General features: G+C 65.2%; 21 protein-coding genes. 11 read left to right on the top strand and 10 right to left on the bottom strand.

The features are described 5' to 3' along the window. The first annotated feature begins 42 nt into the window (after positions 1-42). From MC375_RS12350 to MC375_RS12305, 10 genes are all read left to right on the top strand, one after another. Positions 43-441 carry a methyltransferase gene (locus MC375_RS12350; RefSeq protein ID WP_242103694.1) on the top strand — a complete coding sequence of 133 codons (399 nt, stop codon included), beginning with the start codon at positions 43-45 and terminating at the stop codon, positions 439-441. A 77-nt stretch (positions 442-518) separates the two neighbouring features. Continuing rightward, positions 519-1,253, top strand: a complete 735-nt coding sequence (locus MC375_RS12345; protein WP_242103693.1) for a class I SAM-dependent methyltransferase — start codon at positions 519-521, stop codon at positions 1,251-1,253. A gap of 395 nt (positions 1,254-1,648) precedes the next feature. After that, on the top strand, positions 1,649-2,587 hold the full coding sequence (locus MC375_RS12340; RefSeq protein ID WP_242103692.1) for a hypothetical protein: 939 nt from the start codon (positions 1,649-1,651) through the stop codon (positions 2,585-2,587). A 1,009-nt stretch (positions 2,588-3,596) separates the two neighbouring features. Further along, positions 3,597-4,034, top strand: a complete 438-nt coding sequence (locus MC375_RS12335) for a nuclear transport factor 2 family protein (RefSeq protein ID WP_242103691.1) — start codon at positions 3,597-3,599, stop codon at positions 4,032-4,034. A gap of 178 nt (positions 4,035-4,212) precedes the next feature. After that, the gene (locus MC375_RS12330; RefSeq protein WP_242103690.1) at positions 4,213-5,445 is read left to right on the top strand and encodes a DUF3466 family protein; all 1,233 of its coding nucleotides are present in this window, start codon (positions 4,213-4,215) and stop codon (positions 5,443-5,445) included. Between the two features lie 251 nt (positions 5,446-5,696). Next, positions 5,697-6,122, top strand: a complete 426-nt coding sequence (locus MC375_RS12325; protein WP_242103689.1) for a YciI family protein — start codon at positions 5,697-5,699, stop codon at positions 6,120-6,122. Positions 6,123-6,178: 56 nt separating this feature from the next. Beyond that, positions 6,179-6,589 (top strand): VOC family protein, encoded by a 411-nt coding sequence (locus MC375_RS12320; RefSeq protein WP_242103688.1) that lies wholly within the window; start codon positions 6,179-6,181, stop codon positions 6,587-6,589. 50 nt (positions 6,590-6,639) lie between these two features. Next, on the top strand, positions 6,640-7,044 hold the full coding sequence (locus MC375_RS12315) for a VOC family protein (protein ID WP_242103687.1): 405 nt from the start codon (positions 6,640-6,642) through the stop codon (positions 7,042-7,044). 99 nt (positions 7,045-7,143) lie between these two features. After that, positions 7,144-7,500 (top strand): DUF1428 domain-containing protein, encoded by a 357-nt coding sequence (locus MC375_RS12310; RefSeq protein ID WP_242103686.1) that lies wholly within the window; start codon positions 7,144-7,146, stop codon positions 7,498-7,500. A 230-nt stretch (positions 7,501-7,730) separates the two neighbouring features. Continuing rightward, positions 7,731-8,123 (top strand): VOC family protein, encoded by a 393-nt coding sequence (locus MC375_RS12305; RefSeq protein WP_242103685.1) that lies wholly within the window; start codon positions 7,731-7,733, stop codon positions 8,121-8,123. Positions 8,124-8,298: 175 nt separating this feature from the next. On the opposite strand, the gene MC375_RS12300 is transcribed toward MC375_RS12305, so the two are convergent. The 9 genes from MC375_RS12300 to MC375_RS12260 form a co-directional block, all read right to left on the bottom strand. Then, positions 8,299-9,558, bottom strand: a complete 1,260-nt coding sequence (locus MC375_RS12300; protein WP_242103684.1) for an RNA polymerase sigma factor — start codon at positions 9,556-9,558, stop codon at positions 8,299-8,301. Between the two features lie 130 nt (positions 9,559-9,688). After that, on the bottom strand, positions 9,689-10,255 hold the full coding sequence (locus MC375_RS12295; protein WP_242103683.1) for a dihydrofolate reductase family protein: 567 nt from the start codon (positions 10,253-10,255) through the stop codon (positions 9,689-9,691). Positions 10,256-10,265: 10 nt separating this feature from the next. Next, entirely contained in the window at positions 10,266-10,877 is a 612-nt protein-coding gene (locus MC375_RS12290) for a YceI family protein (protein ID WP_242103682.1), read from the bottom strand. Between the two features lie 395 nt (positions 10,878-11,272). Then, the gene (locus tag MC375_RS12285) at positions 11,273-11,731 is read right to left on the bottom strand and encodes a hypothetical protein (protein WP_242103681.1); all 459 of its coding nucleotides are present in this window, start codon (positions 11,729-11,731) and stop codon (positions 11,273-11,275) included. Then, the gene (locus MC375_RS12280; RefSeq protein WP_242103680.1) at positions 11,728-11,928 is read right to left on the bottom strand and encodes a PspC domain-containing protein; all 201 of its coding nucleotides are present in this window, start codon (positions 11,926-11,928) and stop codon (positions 11,728-11,730) included. The genes MC375_RS12285 and MC375_RS12280 overlap by 4 nt, the downstream gene beginning before the upstream one ends. Before the next feature lie 115 nt (positions 11,929-12,043). Next, entirely contained in the window at positions 12,044-13,114 is a 1,071-nt protein-coding gene (locus MC375_RS12275; protein ID WP_242103679.1) for a class III poly(R)-hydroxyalkanoic acid synthase subunit PhaC, read from the bottom strand. Further along, a complete protein-coding gene (gene phaE / locus MC375_RS12270; protein WP_345779287.1) occupies positions 13,111-14,274 on the bottom strand; it encodes a class III poly(R)-hydroxyalkanoic acid synthase subunit PhaE in 1,164 nt (387 codons plus the stop codon). The genes MC375_RS12275 and phaE overlap by 4 nt, the downstream gene beginning before the upstream one ends. A gap of 211 nt (positions 14,275-14,485) precedes the next feature. Continuing rightward, complete coding sequence (locus tag MC375_RS12265) at positions 14,486-15,118, bottom strand: CDP-alcohol phosphatidyltransferase family protein (RefSeq protein WP_242103677.1); 633 nt, start codon at positions 15,116-15,118, stop codon at positions 14,486-14,488. Positions 15,119-15,187: 69 nt separating this feature from the next. After that, entirely contained in the window at positions 15,188-16,990 is a 1,803-nt protein-coding gene (locus MC375_RS12260; protein ID WP_242103676.1) for a D-(-)-3-hydroxybutyrate oligomer hydrolase, read from the bottom strand. Positions 16,991-17,207: 217 nt separating this feature from the next. Between MC375_RS12260 and MC375_RS12255 the strand changes: the two genes are divergently transcribed. Next, complete coding sequence (locus MC375_RS12255) at positions 17,208-17,876, top strand: response regulator transcription factor (protein ID WP_242103675.1); 669 nt, start codon at positions 17,208-17,210, stop codon at positions 17,874-17,876. A 47-nt stretch (positions 17,877-17,923) separates the two neighbouring features. Here MC375_RS12255 and MC375_RS12250 read toward each other — a convergent pair whose 3' ends face one another. Further along, a complete protein-coding gene (locus tag MC375_RS12250) occupies positions 17,924-19,084 on the bottom strand; it encodes a porin (RefSeq protein WP_242103674.1) in 1,161 nt (386 codons plus the stop codon). Positions 19,085-19,115: the final 31 nt, after the last annotated feature.

Raw genomic sequence — 19,115 nt, 5'->3', positions numbered from 1 at the left:
TTCACGCGAGCCGTCATTGCGTTTCTGGCGTTGCCTGGGGTCGTGGCTTTTTTTGTGCCTGTCGCCTGGGCCTGGCTCGCCCGACTTCCACTGCAGTCGCCCTTCGGCTTGGTTCTTGTCGTGCTCGGGACCTTAGGCTTGCTATGGTGTGTTCGCGACTTCTACGTGTCCGGCAAGGGCACGCTCGCCCCATGGGCTCCGCCGCAAAAACTGGTGGTTGTCGGCCTTTACCGGTACAGCCGTAACCCGATGTATGTGGCCGTGGCTGTCATCTTGCTCGGCTGGGCGGCCGCATTCCGCTCGGCCGGCATGCTGGCCTATGCGTTTGCCGTCGTCGTTGCTTTTCACCTACGGGTCGTGCTCGATGAGGAGCCTTCGCTGGCCCGGAGGCATGGCACGGCTTGGCAGCAGTACACTCGTCGCGTTGAACGTTGGTTCTAAGCAGGGTTCCGTCAGTGAACCCTCACAATTCATTCAAACAGAACCGACTTGGTAATGAACATTCCGGGGAAAAGTTGATGACGCAAGATTTCTCGATGGCCGAGCCAAGAACCAAGGGATTGGCGCTGCACTTGAAACCTGGTGATGAGCATTACCGTGCTTATGTCGGGCCTCCGAAGGATTACGATCTTGTTTCTGCCATGGCATTCAACCTCCTTACATGCCTTGGCCTCCGCCAACATCATCGCGTGCTGGATGTAGGCTGTGGATCGCTGCGCATAGGAAGACTTCTCATACCCTATTTGAACGAGAGCCACTACATTGGAGTTGAGCCAAATAAGTGGCTGGTAGATGACGGAATCGCGAATGAACTAGGTATGGACCTCGTTAGAATAAAGAAGCCACGGTTTTCATTTCGCGCGTCAATGTGCGACTTCAAGGATTCCTTGCATCTTGATTACGCGATAGCACAATCAATTTTCAGTCATTGTGGCGACGATCTGATCAGGCAATGGCTGTCGCAGATGTCTTTCCATTTGAAAGACGACGCAGCGATTGTGGCCACATTTCTAATTGGCAATGAAGACTATCGTGGAGACGGCTGGGTATACCCCGGGTGCGTAAGGTATAAACCAGAAACGCTAGCCGGAATAGCTGCTGAGTTTGGCCTCGACTTTCGCGTACTCGATTGGAGTCACCCGCGCCAAACCTGGGCGCTGTTTTCAAAAAGATGCTACGACACGTCACTGATTGATGGCGGCCCTATATCGTGGAATCGATTTGTTGCGAAGACCGTGAAGTCCAATACCTAGCAGATGATTCATGAAGCGATGCTTCCCTTCGCAAAGAGCGCACAAATGACGCCATCAATTTGTTTTCTGATGCACGGAAGGAAATTGTCTGCCCATCGGTAGCTCTTCAATACGGGCATCAATAGGACGTGCCCGGGCTCCGTTACACAAGACAGAAAATTTGTGATAGAAGGGCGTAGGGAGACGGCTCAAGCCCATATTGGTTGCTCTGGCAGCTGGCCGCACCCCGGGGGAATATCCGTGCATGCGGCTGAGGAAGCTTGGATCGCTACTGGTCCTAGAGTTTGGCCGCCTGCCGCGCGGAATATCCGCGCAGATAAATCAAATCACTCATCATGCCTTTCGGGGAAACTGTCATGAGCCTTAAAAGAGCAGTATTTCGCAATTCGTTGATCATGTCGTTCCTGCTCCTGCTCCTGCTTGCGAGCGGGGCTGCTTTTGCCCAGGCAACGCGCACATGGGTGTCGGGCGTAGGTGACGATGCCAATCCCTGCAGTCGTACTGCCCCATGCAAGACATGGGCTGGCGCGATTTCCAAGACGGCGACAGGCGGCATGATCAACTGCATCGACCCAGGCGGTTTTGGCGCAGTAACGATCACCAAATCGATTACGATTTCATGCAAGCATGTCGAGGGTTCTGGCCTAGCGTCCCTCAGCAACGGCATCGTCATCAATGGCGCTGGCATCGATGTTGTGCTTCGCGGCCTCGATATCGACGGCAGCCCGACTGCCTCGCCAGGTCTCAACGGCATCCGCTTCCTTCAAGGTGCATCACTGATCGTCGACGATTGCGTGATCCGCGACTTCAAGGGTGGGGCGCCGAATGGCAACGGCATCATCGTCATCAACAGTGCGCTTGTCGCCAGCGTCCATGTCATCAATTCGAACATCAGCGGCAATGGCACAGGAACAACCGGAGCCGGGATCCAGATCGCACCAACCGGCACAGGTGGCGCCAATGTCACCATCACGAACTCCGTCTTCTCGAACAACATCGTTGGTGTCCGCGCGGACTCAGCCGCGACGAGCGGAGCGATCGACGTGACCGTCACCGATTCGACAGCGGCCGGCGCGCCTTTTCATGGGTTTGTCGCGCTGGGTGCCGGCGGCCCCGTTCGCATGATGCTGAATCGGGTGACCTCGACCAACAATCTCGGAGAAGGAGTGCGGGCCGCCGGCGCCAATGCCGATATCCGGATCGGCAGTTCGGTCGTGACAGGCAATGGAACCGGCCTCGCCGCTGCCAGCAGCGGCCAGATCCTGTCCTACGGAAACAATCAGATCAATGGCAACACGGTGGACGGCTCAGCGACGGCTGTCCCTCTGAAATAGCACCGCCGCGTGCGGGCAGTCATGGTCGCGCTTTATATCGTCAATGGCTGTTCCCGTCATGCCCGCCGCCTGAGTGGCGGCGGGCTGACGGGCTCGCGAGCCATCCAGGCAAGGCGCATTTCGCCCGAACGCATCCACAGACGAAGAACGACGGCTATGGATAACGCAGCATCCGTCACTGCGGCATAGCGTGCAATGTCTCAGGGCGCTGCGAGCGAATAGGGATTGCTATGTTGCGATGACGCCAGCGTCGGCACGCCCAGGGCCGCCTTTGCTGGGCAACCTTTAGCTGCCAGGGGATTGCGTGCAAACGCGGGGTTTTCCAGCCCCCTGCAAGTGGACAAGGTCGCCGTCGCGATACAAGGACAACTCCTCGCCTAGGTAGGCCTCGCCGCTGCCGTTGGACACGGATTCTGCGCGCGACAACATGGTCGACCCTGTGGGCAATTTCACCAAGGCACCATGTTCGTCGTAAGTGACGGCCAGACCGCTTCCATCATCGCAAGCGTATACGACCATGCTGCCGGGCTCAGGATCGATTGCGGGAACGGCTGGCGTGGGCCCTGGCGATTCGGCAGTGGGCAGTGGTTCGGACATGGACTCCGCCGGTTGCTCGACCTCAGGTTGGTTTGGGGGTGGGGACGGGCTGCAAGCCGCCATCGTTGCGACAAGTATCAATCCGGTCATCATTCGTACGCGCTGACTCATTCGAGTTCTCCTGCCACACCGGTCAGAATGATAGTCCGTGTCACACGATCACGCAGCGGCGGTCCCCTGCCCTAAAAATGACTACAGAGACAAGATTTCGGTCCATGCGGCGTGGGCCGCGAATTGCGCGTGGATATTAGTTACCCGAAACCAAACTCGGTGGCGTTCTATCGGGACGGTCAATGCGGGATGAGACGACTTTGCCCTGCACAGGGAACCATGTCCGGAAACGGCTGGTTTCATTACTGCCGTCCGGGTATCTACCGGTCACAATACCCACTGCACTGACCCGGAGCCCACCATGCGACTGCTGCCCTGCCTGCTGTTTTCGATCGCCCTGCCGATCTCGTTCGTGTCTTCGGCATCGCAGAGCGAGGACGTGGCGGCCATCCTCAAGGTCGAGCGCGAGATCTGCGCAGCGTTCGAACGTGAGGATGCGGACTGGCTGGAGGCGCACCTGGATCCGACCTTCACCCTGACCAGTTCCACCGGCAAGGTGACGTCGGCGGCGCAGGAAGTCGCGGATCTGCGCGGCGGCACGCAGTACGACGTGTTCCGCAATCGCGACGCGAAGATCCGCCTCTATGGCGATGCCGCGGTGGTCACCGGCATCACCCGGGTAGAAGGCAAGAGCGATGGCCAACCGTATGCGCTCGAATTCCAGTTCACCGACACCTACATCCGCAAGCCCCAGGGCTGGGTGATGGTGGCCAGCCACGCCTCACGCCTGGGGCAATGAACCGCGCAATACCGGCAGGCACCGGGCGACCCGGTCCTTGTCCGGAAACGGCGAGTAATCCCGCGGACCCAGGCGCATAACTCCGATCGCGCCGCATGTCACGCGGCGCACCGAACCACGACTTCCACGCCGATCGCGTTCGCGCATCGCGACGGGATCGGCCGCCCCGGAGAAAGCCATGAAACGCGCGATTCCACATTCCGTGCTCGCCACCGCACTGCTGTCCGCCTGTTACCTGCTGCATGCCGGCTCCGCGCATGCGCAGGCCGCGGACGCCACGACGGCCCGCTACACGGTGAAACTGCTCAGCAAGGATCTGGGCGCCAAGCCCACCATCGGCTACAGCATCAACAACCTGGGCTGGGTCGCCGGCCGCGCACAGACCACCCAGGGCGGTCGCCAGGCGATCCTGTGGCGCGATGGCAATCCGACCCCGCTGGGCGCACTGGGCAAAGACAGGAACAGCATGGTGCGCTGGCCGGTGAAGAACACCATCGGCCTGGTCTCGGGCATTTCCCATACCAGCCGGATCGATCCGCTCAACGAAAGATTCAGCTGCGGCGCCTTCCTGCCGGCCGCCGCCAGCTACGTCTGCCGCGGCTTCGTCTGGCGCAACGGTGCGATGCGCGAACTTCCCACGTTTGGCAGCGCGGACACCCACGGCTTCGCCACTGGCACCAACAACCATGCGCAAACCGTCGGCTGGGCGGAATTCGACGCACTCGATGCCAGCTGCGTCCCCGGCAACGCCTTCAACCAGCAGCGGCGTTTCTCGGCCGCGTTGTGGGGGCCCGAACCCGACCGCATCCGCGAACTGCCGCCGCTGCCACTGCCAGGCCACAGCACCAGCGCGGCCACCGCGATCAACGACCGTGGCCAGGTGGTCGGAATCTCCGGCAAGTGCGATCAGGGCGTCGGCCGCGAAAGCGCGCTGGAAGCCGTGCTCTGGGAAAACGGCCTGCCGCAGCGCATTCCGAATCTCGGCGGCAACGGCTGGCACACGCCGAACATGATCAACGAGAACGGGGTCGTGGTCGGCTTCTCCGCCTACGACCCGGCCTTGCCAGCCGATAGCGCCAAGACCCAGGGCTTCCTCTGGAGCCAGGCCACGGGCCTGGAGCCGATCGCGTTCCTCGCGGGCGATGACGACGCAACCGCCAACTCGATCAATAATCACGATCAGGTGGTCGGGATGTCGTGCGGCGCGGTCTGCCGCGCGTACGTGTGGCAGGACGGGCGCAGCGTCGATCTGAACGCGTTGCGCCAGCCCGGTTCAAGTTCGAATGCCATTCTGGTCAGCGCCAACGACATCGACGATCTCGGGCGCATTACCGGGCAGGCGCTGTATCGACCGAAGGGCGCCAGCGCGGATGTCGTCGTGGCCTTCGTGGCCAGCCCGGTCCAAGACTGAGTCATCGATCCGCCGGCCGCCTGCCCCTCCCCTGGCTGGCGGCGCTTCGGCCGGGCGCCTTGCGTCCGGCCGTCTTTTTTTGCGGCGCATCAGCGCACGGATCGGCGCGGGCGGGCTTTGTCGCGGGGCCGCTCACATTTTTTCGCCTGGCGTGTCGATTCCGGACATGCCGCCTCGTCGTACTTGTCGAACGCCGGCAACAAGCCGCCGGCACCCTGCCACGACATTGCTTTAAGCAACGGGAGCGAATGATGCGCGTCATCGTGATGGTCAAGGCCAGCCAGCAATCCGAAGCGGGCGTCATGCCCAGCCAGCAGCTGCTGGAGGACATGGGCCGATACAACGAAGCGCTGGCGAAGGCCGGCATCCTGCTCGCGGGCGAGGGCCTGCATCCCAGCAACAAGGGCGTGCGCGTGCGCTTCGAAGGCGCGACCCGGACGGTGATCGATGGACCCTTCGCCGAAACTGGCGAGCTGCTGGCCGGATTCTGGCTGTGGCAGGTGCGCTCGATGGAGGAAGCCATCGAATGGGTGCGCCGTTGCCCGAATCCGCATGACGAGGCTTCCGAAATCGAAATCCGACCAGTGTTCGAAGCCGAGGATTTCGGCGAGGAACTGACGCCCGAGCTGCGCGAACGCGAAGAGCAGCTGAGGGTCGAACTGGCCACACGCCACTGATTCCCCAGCCGATTGCCGTTGATTTCCCGTTTCCAACCATGCAAAGGAAAGATCCCATGCAGCTCGTCGCCTACCTCAACTTCGAAGGCAATGCCAGGGAAGCCATGGATTTCTACGCCCATGCGCTTGGTGGCAAGGTCACCCAGCGATTCACCTACGGCGCATCGCCGATGGCCGAGCAATGCGGCCCGGCGGCCGCCGACCATGTGATGCATTCGCAGGTCGAAGCCGGCGGCGCGATCCTGATGGGCGCAGACGGTCCGCCGCCACATGCGGCGGGCAGCACTTGCGTCAACATCCTCACCGAGACGCCCGAGGAAGCCGAACGCGTTTTTGCGGCGCTATCCGAAGGTGGCACCGTGCAGATGCCGATCGCCGAGACGTTCTGGGCGCACCGCTTTGGCGGGCTGCAGGACAAGTACGGCAAGGGCTGGCTGGTGAATTGTCTCAAGCCGCTCGACGCCTGAACCGCGCGACCTCTTTCCCTCCTCCAAACACCCAACCGCAAGGACTCCCCATGCCCCGCCAGCTGTTCGTCAATCTCCCGGTCAAGAACCTGGACCGTTCCGTGAAGTTTTTCACCGCGCTCGGCTTCGAATTCAACCCGCAGTTCACCGACGAGAACGCCACCTGCATGATCATCGGCCAGGACTGCTACGCCATGCTGCTGGTGGAAAAGTACTTTGCCACCTTCACCGACAAGCCGATCGCCGACGCGACCAAGGGGGTCGAGGTGATCAATGCCATCGGGCTCGACAGCCGCGAAGAGGTCGATGCCATGGGCGACAAGGCGCTGGCTTCCGGCGGCAGCCCGTTCGCGGAGCCCAAGGATTACGGCTTCATGTATCAGCGCAGCTTCCAGGATCCAGACGGCCACTTGTGGGAAGTCTTCCACATGAGCGGCGAGCCGCCCGCGGCCTGAGTCCAGGCTTCAGCGGCGCGCAGGTTGCTGCGCTCCGTTATCTCACCCTTGCAGCGGAGCAGACTCCGCTGTGCGGCAACCCCGAAGAGGAGATTGGTCATGTATGTCGATGGATTTCTGTTGGCGGTTCCGGAAAAGAACCTGGACGCGTACCGCAAGATGGCACGCAAGGCCGGCAAGGTCTGGAAGGAGTACGGCGCGATCGATTATGTCGAATGCGTCGCCGATGATGTCCAGCCCGGCAAGGTCACTTCGTTCCCGCAGGCGGTAAAGCTCAAGCCTGGCGAGGTGGTGGTGTTCTCATGGATCACCTACAAGTCGCGGAGGCAGCGCGACAGCATCAACAAGAAGGTCATGGCCGATCCGCGCATCGCCGCCATGGGACCACCCAACGCAATGCCGTTCGACGGCAAGCGCATGATGTGGGGCGGGTTCAAGTCGATCGTGGAGATGTAATCGTTGCCAACGACCGGGGCATGGGTGTGCATGTCCTTCGACTTCGATGGCCCCGGCGTCTGCGCCCAGGACGAACGGGAACATTCAACGCCGTTCGTCCCCGGTCCAAGTCCGGGCCGCGCCCGGAGAGTAGGCGCGTGATGGTGAGGTCGCAGGAAGTGCGGCACTATCGTCGCTGGAAGACCAAACCCAGGGAACGGAATCTGCAACGAACCTGGAGAATACCCACCATGACCGATGCCAACAGCGTCAACTGGTTCGAGATCTATGTGCAGGACATGCCGCGCGCGCGCGCGTTCTACGAAACCGTCTTTGCGATCAAGCTGGAGACGCTCAAGGTACCGGAAGATCCAGCGGGCGCGGGGCTGGAAATGCTGGCCTTCCCCGGCGACATGGAACGCTACGGCGCCAAGGGCGCGCTGTGCCGGATGCCCGGGGCGCCGTCCGGCCCCGGCGGCACGCTGGTGTACTTCGCCTGCGAGGACTGCGCGGTGGAAGCCGGACGCGTCGAAGCCGCCGGCGGCAGGATCCATCGCCCGAAGATGTCGATCGGTGAGTACGGCCACATCGTGCTGGCCTTCGACACCGAGGGCAACATGATCGGGCTGCATTCGATGCGCTGACCCGCCATGTAGGAGCGTCCCCGGATCAAGTCCGGGGCAGGCTCTTGGCCGCGAATGCCTTCTGGTCTGGTCCCATGACGAGAAAAGCAATCGCGAGCGAGCTCGCTCCCACGTCCGAAGCGTCCGATGCGAAAGGACTCCCGCACCGCGGAGCCATTGCACCCTGCTACTGCAGTCAACCGGCGCAGGCGGCGGCGCGCCGCTCGAACGTCTCGCGCTCGCGCGCGTTGCGGGTGAGCTGGGCGGCGCGCTCGAACTCCTCGCGCGCCTCGGCCTTGCGTCCCAGGCGGTCGAGCAGATCGCCGCGTACGCCCGGCAGCAGGGCGTAGGCCTGCAGCACTTTCTCGCCGCGCAGGCCGTCGACTAGGTCGAGCGCGGCGGCCGGACCGTCGGCCATCGACACCGCCACCGCATGGTTCAGGGCGATCACCGGCGAGGGCGAGACCTCGAGCAGCTGCGCGTACAAGGCCGCGATCCGCGACCAGTCGGTCTGCTCCGCCGTGACCGCACCAGCGTGACAGGCCGCGATCGCCGCCTGCAGCGCGTAGAAGCCGCCTGTTCCGCCCAGGCGCCGGATCAGTTCCAGGCCGGCCAGTCCACGCCCGATCAGCAGACGGTCCCAGTGCGATCGATTCTGGTCGAGCAGCAGGATCGGAGTGCCGTCGGCACGGGTACGCGCCTTGAGCCGGGACGCCTGCAGTTCCATCAGCGCCACCAGCCCATGCACTTCCGGTTCCTGCGGCAGCAGGCCTGCCAGGACCCGCCCCAGCCGCATGGCCTCTTCGCACAGCGCCGGACGCATCCAGTCGTCGCCGGAGGTGGCGCTATAGCCTTCGTTGAACACCAGGTAGATCACGGCCAGCACCGATGCCACGCGCTGCCCAAGCTCCTCGCCACGCGGGACCTCGTAAGGAACGTTGCGTTCGCTCAGGGTGCGCTTGGCGCGCACGATGCGCTGGGCGATGGTCGGTTCCGGAACCAGGAAGGCGCGCGCGATCTCGTCGGTGGTCAGGCCGCCGAGCAGGCGCAGGGTCAGGGCAACCTGGGCCTCGGTCGAGAGCACCGGATGACAGGCCACGAACACCAGGCGCAGCAGATCATCGCCGACCGGATCGTCGAGGGCCTCGACGTCGAGGTCGTTCGCGGCCTGCGCCTCTTCCAGTTCGCGCGAAATGTCCACGTGCTTGCGCGCGTGCAGGCTGCGCTGGCGCAGCACGTCGATCGCGCGGCGCTTGGCGGTGGCCATCAGCCAGGCCCCCGGATTGTCGGGCATGCCGTCGGTGGGCCAGCGTTCGAGCGCAGTGAGCAGCGCATCCTGGGCCAGCTCCTCAGCGGTGCCGACGTCGCCGCCGAGCATGCGCGCCAGCACCGCGACGATCTTCGGAGATTCGATGCGCCAGAGCGCATCGATGCCGGTGGTCTGCCAGTTGGTCATGGAGGCGGATCAGAGCATCATCGCCAAGGGCGCGCAAGGTCCATCCGGACCGCCGACCACCGGAGCCGGTGGCGCGCGCGGCGCGCGGCGCAGTGCCAGACGCCAGGTTGCGTGCGGCGGCGTACATCGCTCACTCCCGGAGCGCGGCGTAGCGCAGATGCGTGACCTGCGCGGTGGCGATGCACGCCGTCGGCTGCAGGCGCGCCGTCAGGCCGTCGGGGAACAGCCGCTCGCCACCGCCCAGCAGTACGGGAACCAGCTGCACGACGACTTCGTCCACCTGTCCCGCGGACAGGTACTGCCGGGCGACGTCCGCGCCCATCAGGCGTACGTCGCGTCCCCCGGCCGCCTCGCGCGCCTGGCGCAGCACGGCATCGATGCCGGAATCGACGAAGGCGAAGCCATCCGCGAGGTCCGCAGGCGGTGGCCGGTGCGAGAGCACGAACGACGGCACCGGAAACGGGGTGCCGTCCCAGTGCGCGACCCCCAGGTCGAACGTGCGCCGCCCGAGGATCACCGCAACGGTACGCTCGACCATCTCCCGCTTCGCCCTGGCATTGTCCGGGCCCGCATCGGCGGAGAACATCCACGCATGCAGCGCTTCGCCGCCCTCCCCCATCGGCATGTCGGAGGAGACGCCGGGGCCGGCGACATAACCGTCCAGCGACATGCTGAATTCGCACAGCACCTTGCCCATGCCAGCGTCCTCAGGAGGATTTGGCCACGGAGGGTTCGGCGATCGCCTCAACCTGGATCCGCAGCTTGACGGTCATGTCGAAGCCGTATTCCTTGCCGGCAGCCATGCCGTACTCGTCGCGCTGAAAGCTGCCTTCGGCGTCGGCGCCGCAGACTTCGCGCTTGAGCATCGGATGCGACGTGCATTTGAAGGCCAGGATCTTCAGCGTGAGCGGGCGGGTCACGCCATGCAGGGTGAAGTCGCCCACCACCTCGCCCGGCTTGCCGTCGGCGAATGCCTGCAGGCGCCCGCGATAGCTCGCCTGGGGATGGCTGGCGCTATCGAACAGCTCCTTGCCCTGCGCCGCCTCGTTCAGCTTTTCATGGCCGAAATCGACGCTGGTCACGTCGATTCGGATGTCGACGCTGCCGGCCCCCGCCGTCTTGTCCAGCACGATGCTGCCTTCGGTCCGGTTGAACTTGCCTCGCCAGAGCGACAGGCCCATGTGGTCGGCCTCGAAGCTTGGATAGGTGTGTTCTGGATCGACCCTGTAGGTCGTTTCCGCTGCCTGGGCAGTTGCGGCGGCTGTGCCTGCCAGGACGAAGGCGAGCAGGAAGCGGGTATGGCGGCAGATGTCGTTCATGGCGTCGGTTCCGGAGTGGGTGGCGCCTGTCGGGCAGGCTTCACTGGAACGACGACGCGGGCGCACTGGAATCGACATCGCCCGAGGGATGCAGATGCGTATCGATCAGGGACTTGGGCGGACAAGCTCAGACTTGCAGGCCGGTTCTGCTTGCAAACTCCTGAGCGCGGGCCCGGATGCCGGGCCGGTCACCCATAAAAGCGAAGGCCCAGTCTCCCAGGTTTCCCTGGTCGGCTGAGCCTTCTTGCCGGAGCGATTGCTTTGGTTGCTTCCGACTTGCGTCTTCCGCTTCCTCTGCTTTTTCTCCGACAGGTGCAGACTAAGGCATGCTCGATTAAAAGTGTGTCAAATCGATGATCGTGCCTGAACATGCCGACGAACGGTCGCCGATGCATTCAGGCCCACGGCCACCAGTCCCGCCCGCTGCGCGCATAGCGATCGGCGGCGCGCTCGAACCGGTTGTGCACGCTGATGCCGCCGCACAGCAGATACAGCGGCAGGAACAGCGGGCCGAGCACCATGTACTGATAGACGTGCGCGCGTTCGTGGTCGGCGAGCATGATCTCTGGCTCGTCACCGTGCCCGGCGCGGTGCGCATAGGTCACGCAGGTCGAATCCAGGCTGTCGCCGGTGTGCAGGATGGTATTGCCGAGCGTGAGCGCACCACCTGGCCCCCACGGCCAGCGATGGAACACGATCGCGCGATCGCGCCGGCTCCAGTGCGCATGTGCGCCGAAGGCGATGCCGACGAGCCCTGCCAACAGTCCCAGCGCCGTGTTGGGCAGCGTCCACAGCGCACCCAGCGCGAACGCGAGGCGCCGCAACAGCGTGGAACCTCCGGACGCTGCGCTCAATCGTTGCCTTCGGGGATCAGCAGCCACAGCACCAGGTAGACCAGGATGCCCGGAAAAGCGATCGACACGATCGAGATCACCACATACAGGAAGCGCAACAGCGTGGAGTTCCAGCCGTAGCGTCGCGCGATGCCGCCGAGCACACCGCCGAAAATGCGGTCGTTGAGCGAGCGGGTCAATCCAGGCGGGCGATTCATTGGACGTTGCGATGCGTGCGTGCGATGGGCCGAGTCTAGCGCTGTGGCTGTGGAAAGCGTAGCGGCGCCGCGCCGATGCACGAAGCTGGCACTGCTCGGATCGCGCGGGCTCCGACTATTTCGAACGCTGCGACAGCCAGTCGTGGATGGTCTGCGGCACTTCCTTTTGCGCACGCCCCGAGACGTAGATGCCGATGTGGCCGCCGCGGAAGCTCAGCTCGGTGTAGTCGTCGGTGCCCACCAGGCCCTTGAGCGCGCGCGATGCATCGGGCGGGACCAGGTGATCCTGCTCGGCGAAGATGTTGAGCACCGGCATTTCGATCAGCCCCAGGTGCACTTCGTTCTCGCCTATGGTGATGCCGCCATTGACGAAGCCGTTGCCCTGGTAGAACTGCTTGATGAACTGGCGGAAGGCCTCGCCGGCCTGGTCGGGCGAGTCAAAGATCCACTTTTCCATGCGCAGGAAGTCCTCGACCGCCTTCTTGTCGTCGAGGATGTCCACCAGACCGAGGTATTTCTGCAGGTTCAGCCGGAACGGCTTGAGCGTGAGGTAGCAGGCATTCATCAGGTCGGCCGGCACGTTGCCCAGCGTGTCGACGAACAGATCCACGTCCATCTCGCGCGTCCAGTTGGACAGCATGTTGTCGGCGGTGTGGAAGTCCACCGGCGTCACCATCGTGATCAGGTTCCTGATCCGCTCCGGATGCAACGACGCGTAGCACAACGCGAATGAACCGCCCTGGCAGATGCCGAGCAGGTTGATGGCCTCCAACCCGAAACGCTGGCGCAGATGGTCGACCGCTCCGCCCAGGAACCGTTCGATGTAATCCTCGAGGGTGAGGAATCGGTCGGAACGGTCCGGATAGCCCCAGTCGATAATGTAGACGTCCTCGCCGCGCTCGAGCAGGCCCTTGACGATCGAGCGGTCGGCCTGCAGGTCCACCATGTACGGGCGGTTGACCAGCGCGTAACTGATCAGCAGCGGCACTTTCGCCGTGGGAGGTTTCTCGCCGACGAACCTGTACAGCACCACCTTGCCGTCGCGCCAGATTTCCTCGCGCGCGGTCGCACCGTAGTCCACATCATCGACCTGGCGCAGCGTTTCCAGCCCCGCGGCAAGCTTGGCCTGCATCTGCAGCGATTCGTTTGCCAGCGCGTCGGCGCCGAAGTTCAGCGGCCCGTTCATCGGCGCTTGCTCCATTTGGTGGGCTTTGCCGCGGCATCGTCCATCGCGGCCGGAGCAATCGGCGCGGTGATTCCGGACAGCAGCGACACCGGTGCGGCGCGACGCGCCGGCTTGCTCGCCGCGCGCACGGCACGCGCCGCCTTGGCGGGTTTGTTCGTCTTTTTCTTCGGTCTTGTCTTCCGCACCACCGGTGGCGACGGTGTCTGCGGTTTGCGTTTCAGTGCAGCCTGCGGCGCGGGGCCCGCGGTGCGCGCGGCGGGCTTCACGGCCTGGCTCGCATCGCGCATCCGGCGCACCTGCCGCTCCAGTTCCGCCACCTTGCGGTGCGCGGCGTCCATCTCGCTACGGGTCGGCATGCCGAGCAGCCCGCTGGCGAGCTCGACTTCCTTCTGGATGCCGCTGCGCAGCCGCATCTGCGCATTCACCAGCGCACCGTAGACGTGGCGGAATTCCTGGGACAGGGCGATCTCGGCGTAGCTTTCCTCGGCCGCGTCGATCCACAGATCGAACAGCGCACGCGCCGAGGCGAGCTGGCGGCCGGGCTCTTCGCGCTCGGCCAGCTTGTCCTCGAACAATTCGAAGGCGCGCTGTCCGGCCTTGAGCATCAGCGCGTTGTAGGCGCTGCTCTTTTCCTGATACTCGACCTGCGCGCGCGCCAGCGCCTGGAGGCGCTCCTGGTGCTCGCGGCCGATGCCGAAGGCCGGCAGCGACAGCCAGGACATGCCTTCGCGCCGCATCGCATCCAGGTAGGGCGATGCGTCCTCGACCCACTGCTCCAGCCCCTGTTGGCCGTGGCCGCGCATCGCGCGGAAGATTTCCGGAAACGGATTCTCGCCGGCAGCGCCCAGCGCCCGCTTCCACGCTTCGGCGATCTGCGCAGCACTCTGGTCCTGCCCGGAAAACTGGGCGGCGACCTGCTGCATCTGCCCGAACCAGTGCCGGGCCTGCGCATTGAAACGTTCGACCAGGTCGTTGGCTTCGGAGCGGCCGCCGTGGGCGAGCTTGCTCCACCAGTCCACGGCGTCGTGCCAGCCCTGCATGCCCGGGGGCACTACCGGCTGTCCGCTGGCCGCGCGCAGCGCTTCGCCCCAGGCATTCCAGTACTGCCGCGACAGCGCATCGAAATCCTGCCCGGACCAGTCGCCCGGATTTCCCGCCATGCCAGGGCCGAAGCCACCGAAAGGATTGTTCGCCATGGAACCTCCGTCTTCGACCGGATATTAGCAACCGGACGTGACGGAAAGCGGCGTTGCGATCAATCCCGGTTGTTCTTTGCGCACGTTCCTCGTGGATGCGGACGAAACCGCGAGGGACCGCGGTGTATTGCGGCGAATCCGCTCCCCTGTCTTCCCGGACGCAAACCCGGCCAGCTCAGGGCTTGGGGATGTGCAAGGTCTTGCTGATCATCAGCGATCCCGACAGTGCATACAACAGCACCAGCGGATGCAGCTGCCAGGGTCCGAGCTGGACCATGCCGAACCACAGCTCCGGGCCGATGCGCCCCATCCATGCGGCTACCGCCAGCAGCCCGACGATGGCCACGCTGGTCGGGATCGGTGTGCCTTCGAAATACCTGACCTTGCCCTCGTCGCCCGACAGCATTTCCGCGGTGACGTTGTAGCGCGCCAGCCTGCTCACGCCGCAGCCGACGAAGTAGCTCAACACGATCCAGTCCCAGCCGCCCTGCAGGCCGCAGGCGTAGCCCAGCGCCGCGGGCGCGACCCCGAACGAGATCACGTCGGCGAGCGAATCCAGTTCGCGCCCCAGAGTAGATGCGACCTTGCGCCAACGGGCGATGCGGCCGTCGAGCGCGTCGAAGACGAAGGCCAGCGGGATCAGGGCCATGCCGATCAGCAAGTCGCGCACATTCTGGGCAGGAGCCGCGCCTTCCTGCAGGAAGCGCATCGCGGCGAAAATCGCACCGGTGCCGCAGAACGCGTTGGCCAGGGTGAACCAGTCGGCGAGATGGAAGTCCCGCAGCATGGAGAAGTGGCGCTGCTTCATGGCGGCATCCGTGGGGCGGTGCGCGCAGCGTGCCAGAAGCGGCGTGAACCGGCGATGCCGGCGCGCGCGTTACCGCGGCAATGCGAGGTTGGCGGGCGCGAGCGGCTTGCCCGTGCCGCGGGGCGTGGTCGGGATCACCGCATCGGCCGGCAGCGGCGCGCCGCCGTCGAGGTGCGTCCAGACCCGATCCAGCGCCGCGTAGAGATACGGCAGCATCGGCAGATACTGAGCCGCATACACCGGCAGGCCGAGGAAGGCATCGAAATGCTGCGCGTGCCGGACCTGCCAGTAGCGCACGTCGCGCCCTGCCGCCTGCGCGGCCGCCACGTAGGGCGCACTGGTGAAGGCCATCGGCACCAGGCCGTCGTCGATGCCATGCAGCACCACTACGGGCAGGCCATCGCGCGGCAATCCGGCGCGGATTTCCTCGATGCCCTTGCGCACGCGGCCGGCATCGGCCCCCTGCCCGTCCCACAGCGCACGCAGGCACACCAGGCCGGCGAATGCGGGATCGGGCGACGCGTCGGCTTTCGTGTCCAGCAGGCCGACGCCTGCACCAGGCGGTATGCCGCTGGCATCGGCCCACCATGCGTTGCGTTCGGCGGTGGTCGCCGCACGCGCCGCCAAGGTCTTGTCCTGCGCCGACCAGCGATAACCACAGGGGTGCTCGTCCACGCCGTAGCGCCCGTAGGCCGAGGCATAGGTCGTGGCCACCGCACGCCACAGGTCGAAGGCCACGCTGATCGCGCCCGCGCGCAGGGCTTCATCCGTCCAGCCGTTGGCGCGTAGCGCTTCGTATGCGGAACGCTGCTGCGCGGCCGCGTCGTCGCCCGCAATCAGGCCGGCATCCTTCAGCGCCGCGCAGCGGGCCGCTGCGTACGGCATCGCCGGCACCCCCAGATGCGGCAGCGCGCAGGGCATCAGCAATGCGGCCTGGATGGTGTAGTCGTAGAGCGGGCGCGCGCCGCGCACGGAGACATTGGGTTCGGCCGCGACCACGGCGTCGAGCCAGTCATCGCCGTCCTCGGCCGCGTGCAGCACGGCACCGCCGCCGTTGGAAATGCCGACCGCGATGACCCGGGTATTGGCGAAGTCGAAGCGCCGTTGCGGGTAGGCCTCGCCCAGCACGTGCAGCGCGAACTGCGCCGCCTGTTTGACGTGCCTGCCCCAGTCGGCTTCCGGATTGTCCTGCGAGTGGGCGTGCTTGAAGGCGACGCCGCTGGCGCCGACCGGGGCATCGGGCGCGAACGCCAGATCGGCGGCTTCACCCAGCGCGCCGGTCACGCCGTCGGAGCGGATGCCCTGCTGCGCGTCGAGGTCGAAGTAATCGGTGCCTGCGCCCTTATCGGTATAGGCCACCGCGCAGCCTTTCGGCAGGCCCCAGGCACCGGCCACGGCGATCGATCCGTAGATGCCGCGCGAACCGGACGAAGCGGTCACGACGATGCATGGCTTTGCCGGATCGAACGCATCGGGTAGCTGCACCATGACCCGGTGCGGCTGGCTGGCGCCCGGCACGGTCGCGTAGGCGTGGAACTCCCGCCCCGGCACCGGCGCAACGCTCCCGTACAGCTCGCCGTATCCGCCGCCCGGCGCCAGGTCGGCGATGCCGCGCCAGTTGCTCCACAGCGCACGCCGTCGAAGTTCGGCCGCCGTAGGCGCTTCCGGATCGACGAACGCCGGCGGCGTCATCGCACGCAGGCCTTCCAGACCCAGCCCGGCGGTCAGCAGGTCGTCGCTGCCGCGATGCTCGCTGCTGCGGGCGTGGCTGAACATATCGGGGCTCGCGTCGCGGGTGCCGCCGCCGCTGGCGCACGCTACCAGGAGTGCGGCCGACGCGACGGACAGGCACAACAGGGGGAGTCTGCTCATGACGGCAAGTTAGCAAGCCGCCCGTCGCCCGGGCATCGTACTTTGGTCCGAAGCCATTCTGTGCCGCGCTTGCTAGGCTCGCGCCGCAGCAGCCTCTCTCCGAAAGCGGACGCCTTCCACATCGGGCGACGTTCCGTCGCAGGGCGCCGGCCACAGATTCCAGATGCCCTGCGCCTGCCCGAGCTACGCTGTCCGCGACCGAACCCATGGCTTCAACATGCCCACCCTGCTCATCGCCGACGACCACCCGCTGTTCCGCGCTGCGCTGAAGCAGGCCGCGGCGGACGCGGTCGCGGACCTGCGGGTGCGCGAAGCCGCATCGCTCGATGCCGTGCTGGCGGCGCTCGATGCCGAGCCGGACATCGACCTGGTGCTGCTGGACCTGCACATGCCGGGCAACCATGGCCTGGCCGGGTTGGCTGCGGTGCGCGCCCAGCACCCGGGAGTGGCGGTCATCGTGGTCTCGGCCAACGACGATCCGCGGGTGGTTCGGCGTGCGCTCGACCATGGCGCCGCCGGCTACCTGCCCAAGAGCGCGGGGCTGGAGGAACTGCGCGAGGCCATCCGCAGCGTGCTGGCCTGCGAGCAATGGCTGCCGGCCGCATTGCGCGGGGCGGTGTCGCGCGCACAGAGCTCGCCGCACGACAGCGCGCTGGCCGCGCGCCTGGCCAGCCTGTCGCCGCAGCAGTTCCGGGTACTCACCCTGGTGGCCGAGGGGCTGCTCAACAAGCAGATCGCCGACCGCCTCGACGTGCAGGAACGCACGGTCAAGGCGCACCTGTCCGCAATCTTCGAGCGCCTCGACGTACGCAACCGCACCCAGGCCGGCGTGGTGCTGCGCGAACTCGAACTCAGCGATCCGGCAAGGCAGGTCGCGTCCTCGTAGCCGCACCGCAGCGATGTCGCGCGTCGCGCCGGCAGCGCCCTCATGCCTCAGAACACCATGACCAATGCAACGGTCAGCGCGCGCTCGGTGTCGTTATCGCCGCTGGCCGCGTTGGCGACACGCACGACCGAGAATTCCGACGTGACCCGCCATTTGTTGTCGAACCACATGCCCAGGGCCAGGCCGGCAAGATCCGCCCGGCGGCCATTCGATAGCGGATCGGAGACCGCCTCGAAGGCATCGTTGTCGATGGCGATCCGGCCTACCCGCCCGGTCAGTTCGACCGCGACCGGCGTGTCCAGTCCAGGCACGACGAAATTGCCCGGATCGACGCCGCCATAGGTGCGGTCTTCGCCGGTCAGCACATAGCCGGCCTGCACTTCCCAGCCGCGATGCGCCACGCTGACGCGATCGGTGCCCAGGCGCACCGTCTCCCGCGACTGCACCACTTCGGCCTGGGCATACCGCGGCCCGCCGTAATAGTCGGCAAAACCGCTGATGCGCCCGGTCGAACCATCGGCGTACGCACCGCTGCGGTAGCGAAACCACGTGGAGCGGCCCGGCGTGCGGTAGCGCGCCAGGCGCGCATAGTCCGCATCGCCCTCGCGGTTGCCGCCGCTCACGCCCAGCCCCAGGCGGAAAGCGCCCTTCTTGTCGAGGGGAAACGTGCGCACCACGCGCGCGGCCGCTTCCGCCCCGCCATCGAGCGAACCCTTGACCTCATCATCGGCGGCGCCATCGAACACGCCGATCTCGTAACGCCAGCGGTCCTTTGGCTTGCCGTAACCGAACAGGATCCCGTTGTCGCGATTGGGCGTCATCGACGCCACCCCGCTCACTTCGGTGGCCGCGACCGCATTGGACGACTTGAGTTGATCGACGCTGGCGGAGGACTTGAACCGACCCACGCGCAAGTCCCAGGCGGCATCGGGCGTAAAGTCCACGTAGGCCTCGAGCGTCTTGTTGGTCTCGCGCGCCAGATCGGGCATGAAGCGCGCGGACCAGCGTTCGCCCTTGTATTCGAATACCGGCCGCAGGCGCCGGATCTCGGAGGTTTCGCCGGGTGGAGACGCCAGGGTGTCGTAGAAGTCGCGATAGTAGTAATGAGCGGAGCCGCTGAACTTGAACTCCCCTGCGAACGACGGGGACGATACGACAGCTGGCACGAGCAACGAGGCCGCGGCAATTCGGACAAAGGGAGTGCGCATCGGTCCTCCTGGGAACCAACGTGGACGGGAA

Origin of the sequence: Lysobacter sp. M2-1 (genome assembly GCF_022662495.1) — a bacterium.
In the GTDB taxonomy this organism is placed as follows: domain Bacteria; phylum Pseudomonadota; class Gammaproteobacteria; order Xanthomonadales; family Xanthomonadaceae; genus JAKPBU01.
This window is presented reverse-complemented; position numbering and strand designations above follow the sequence as displayed.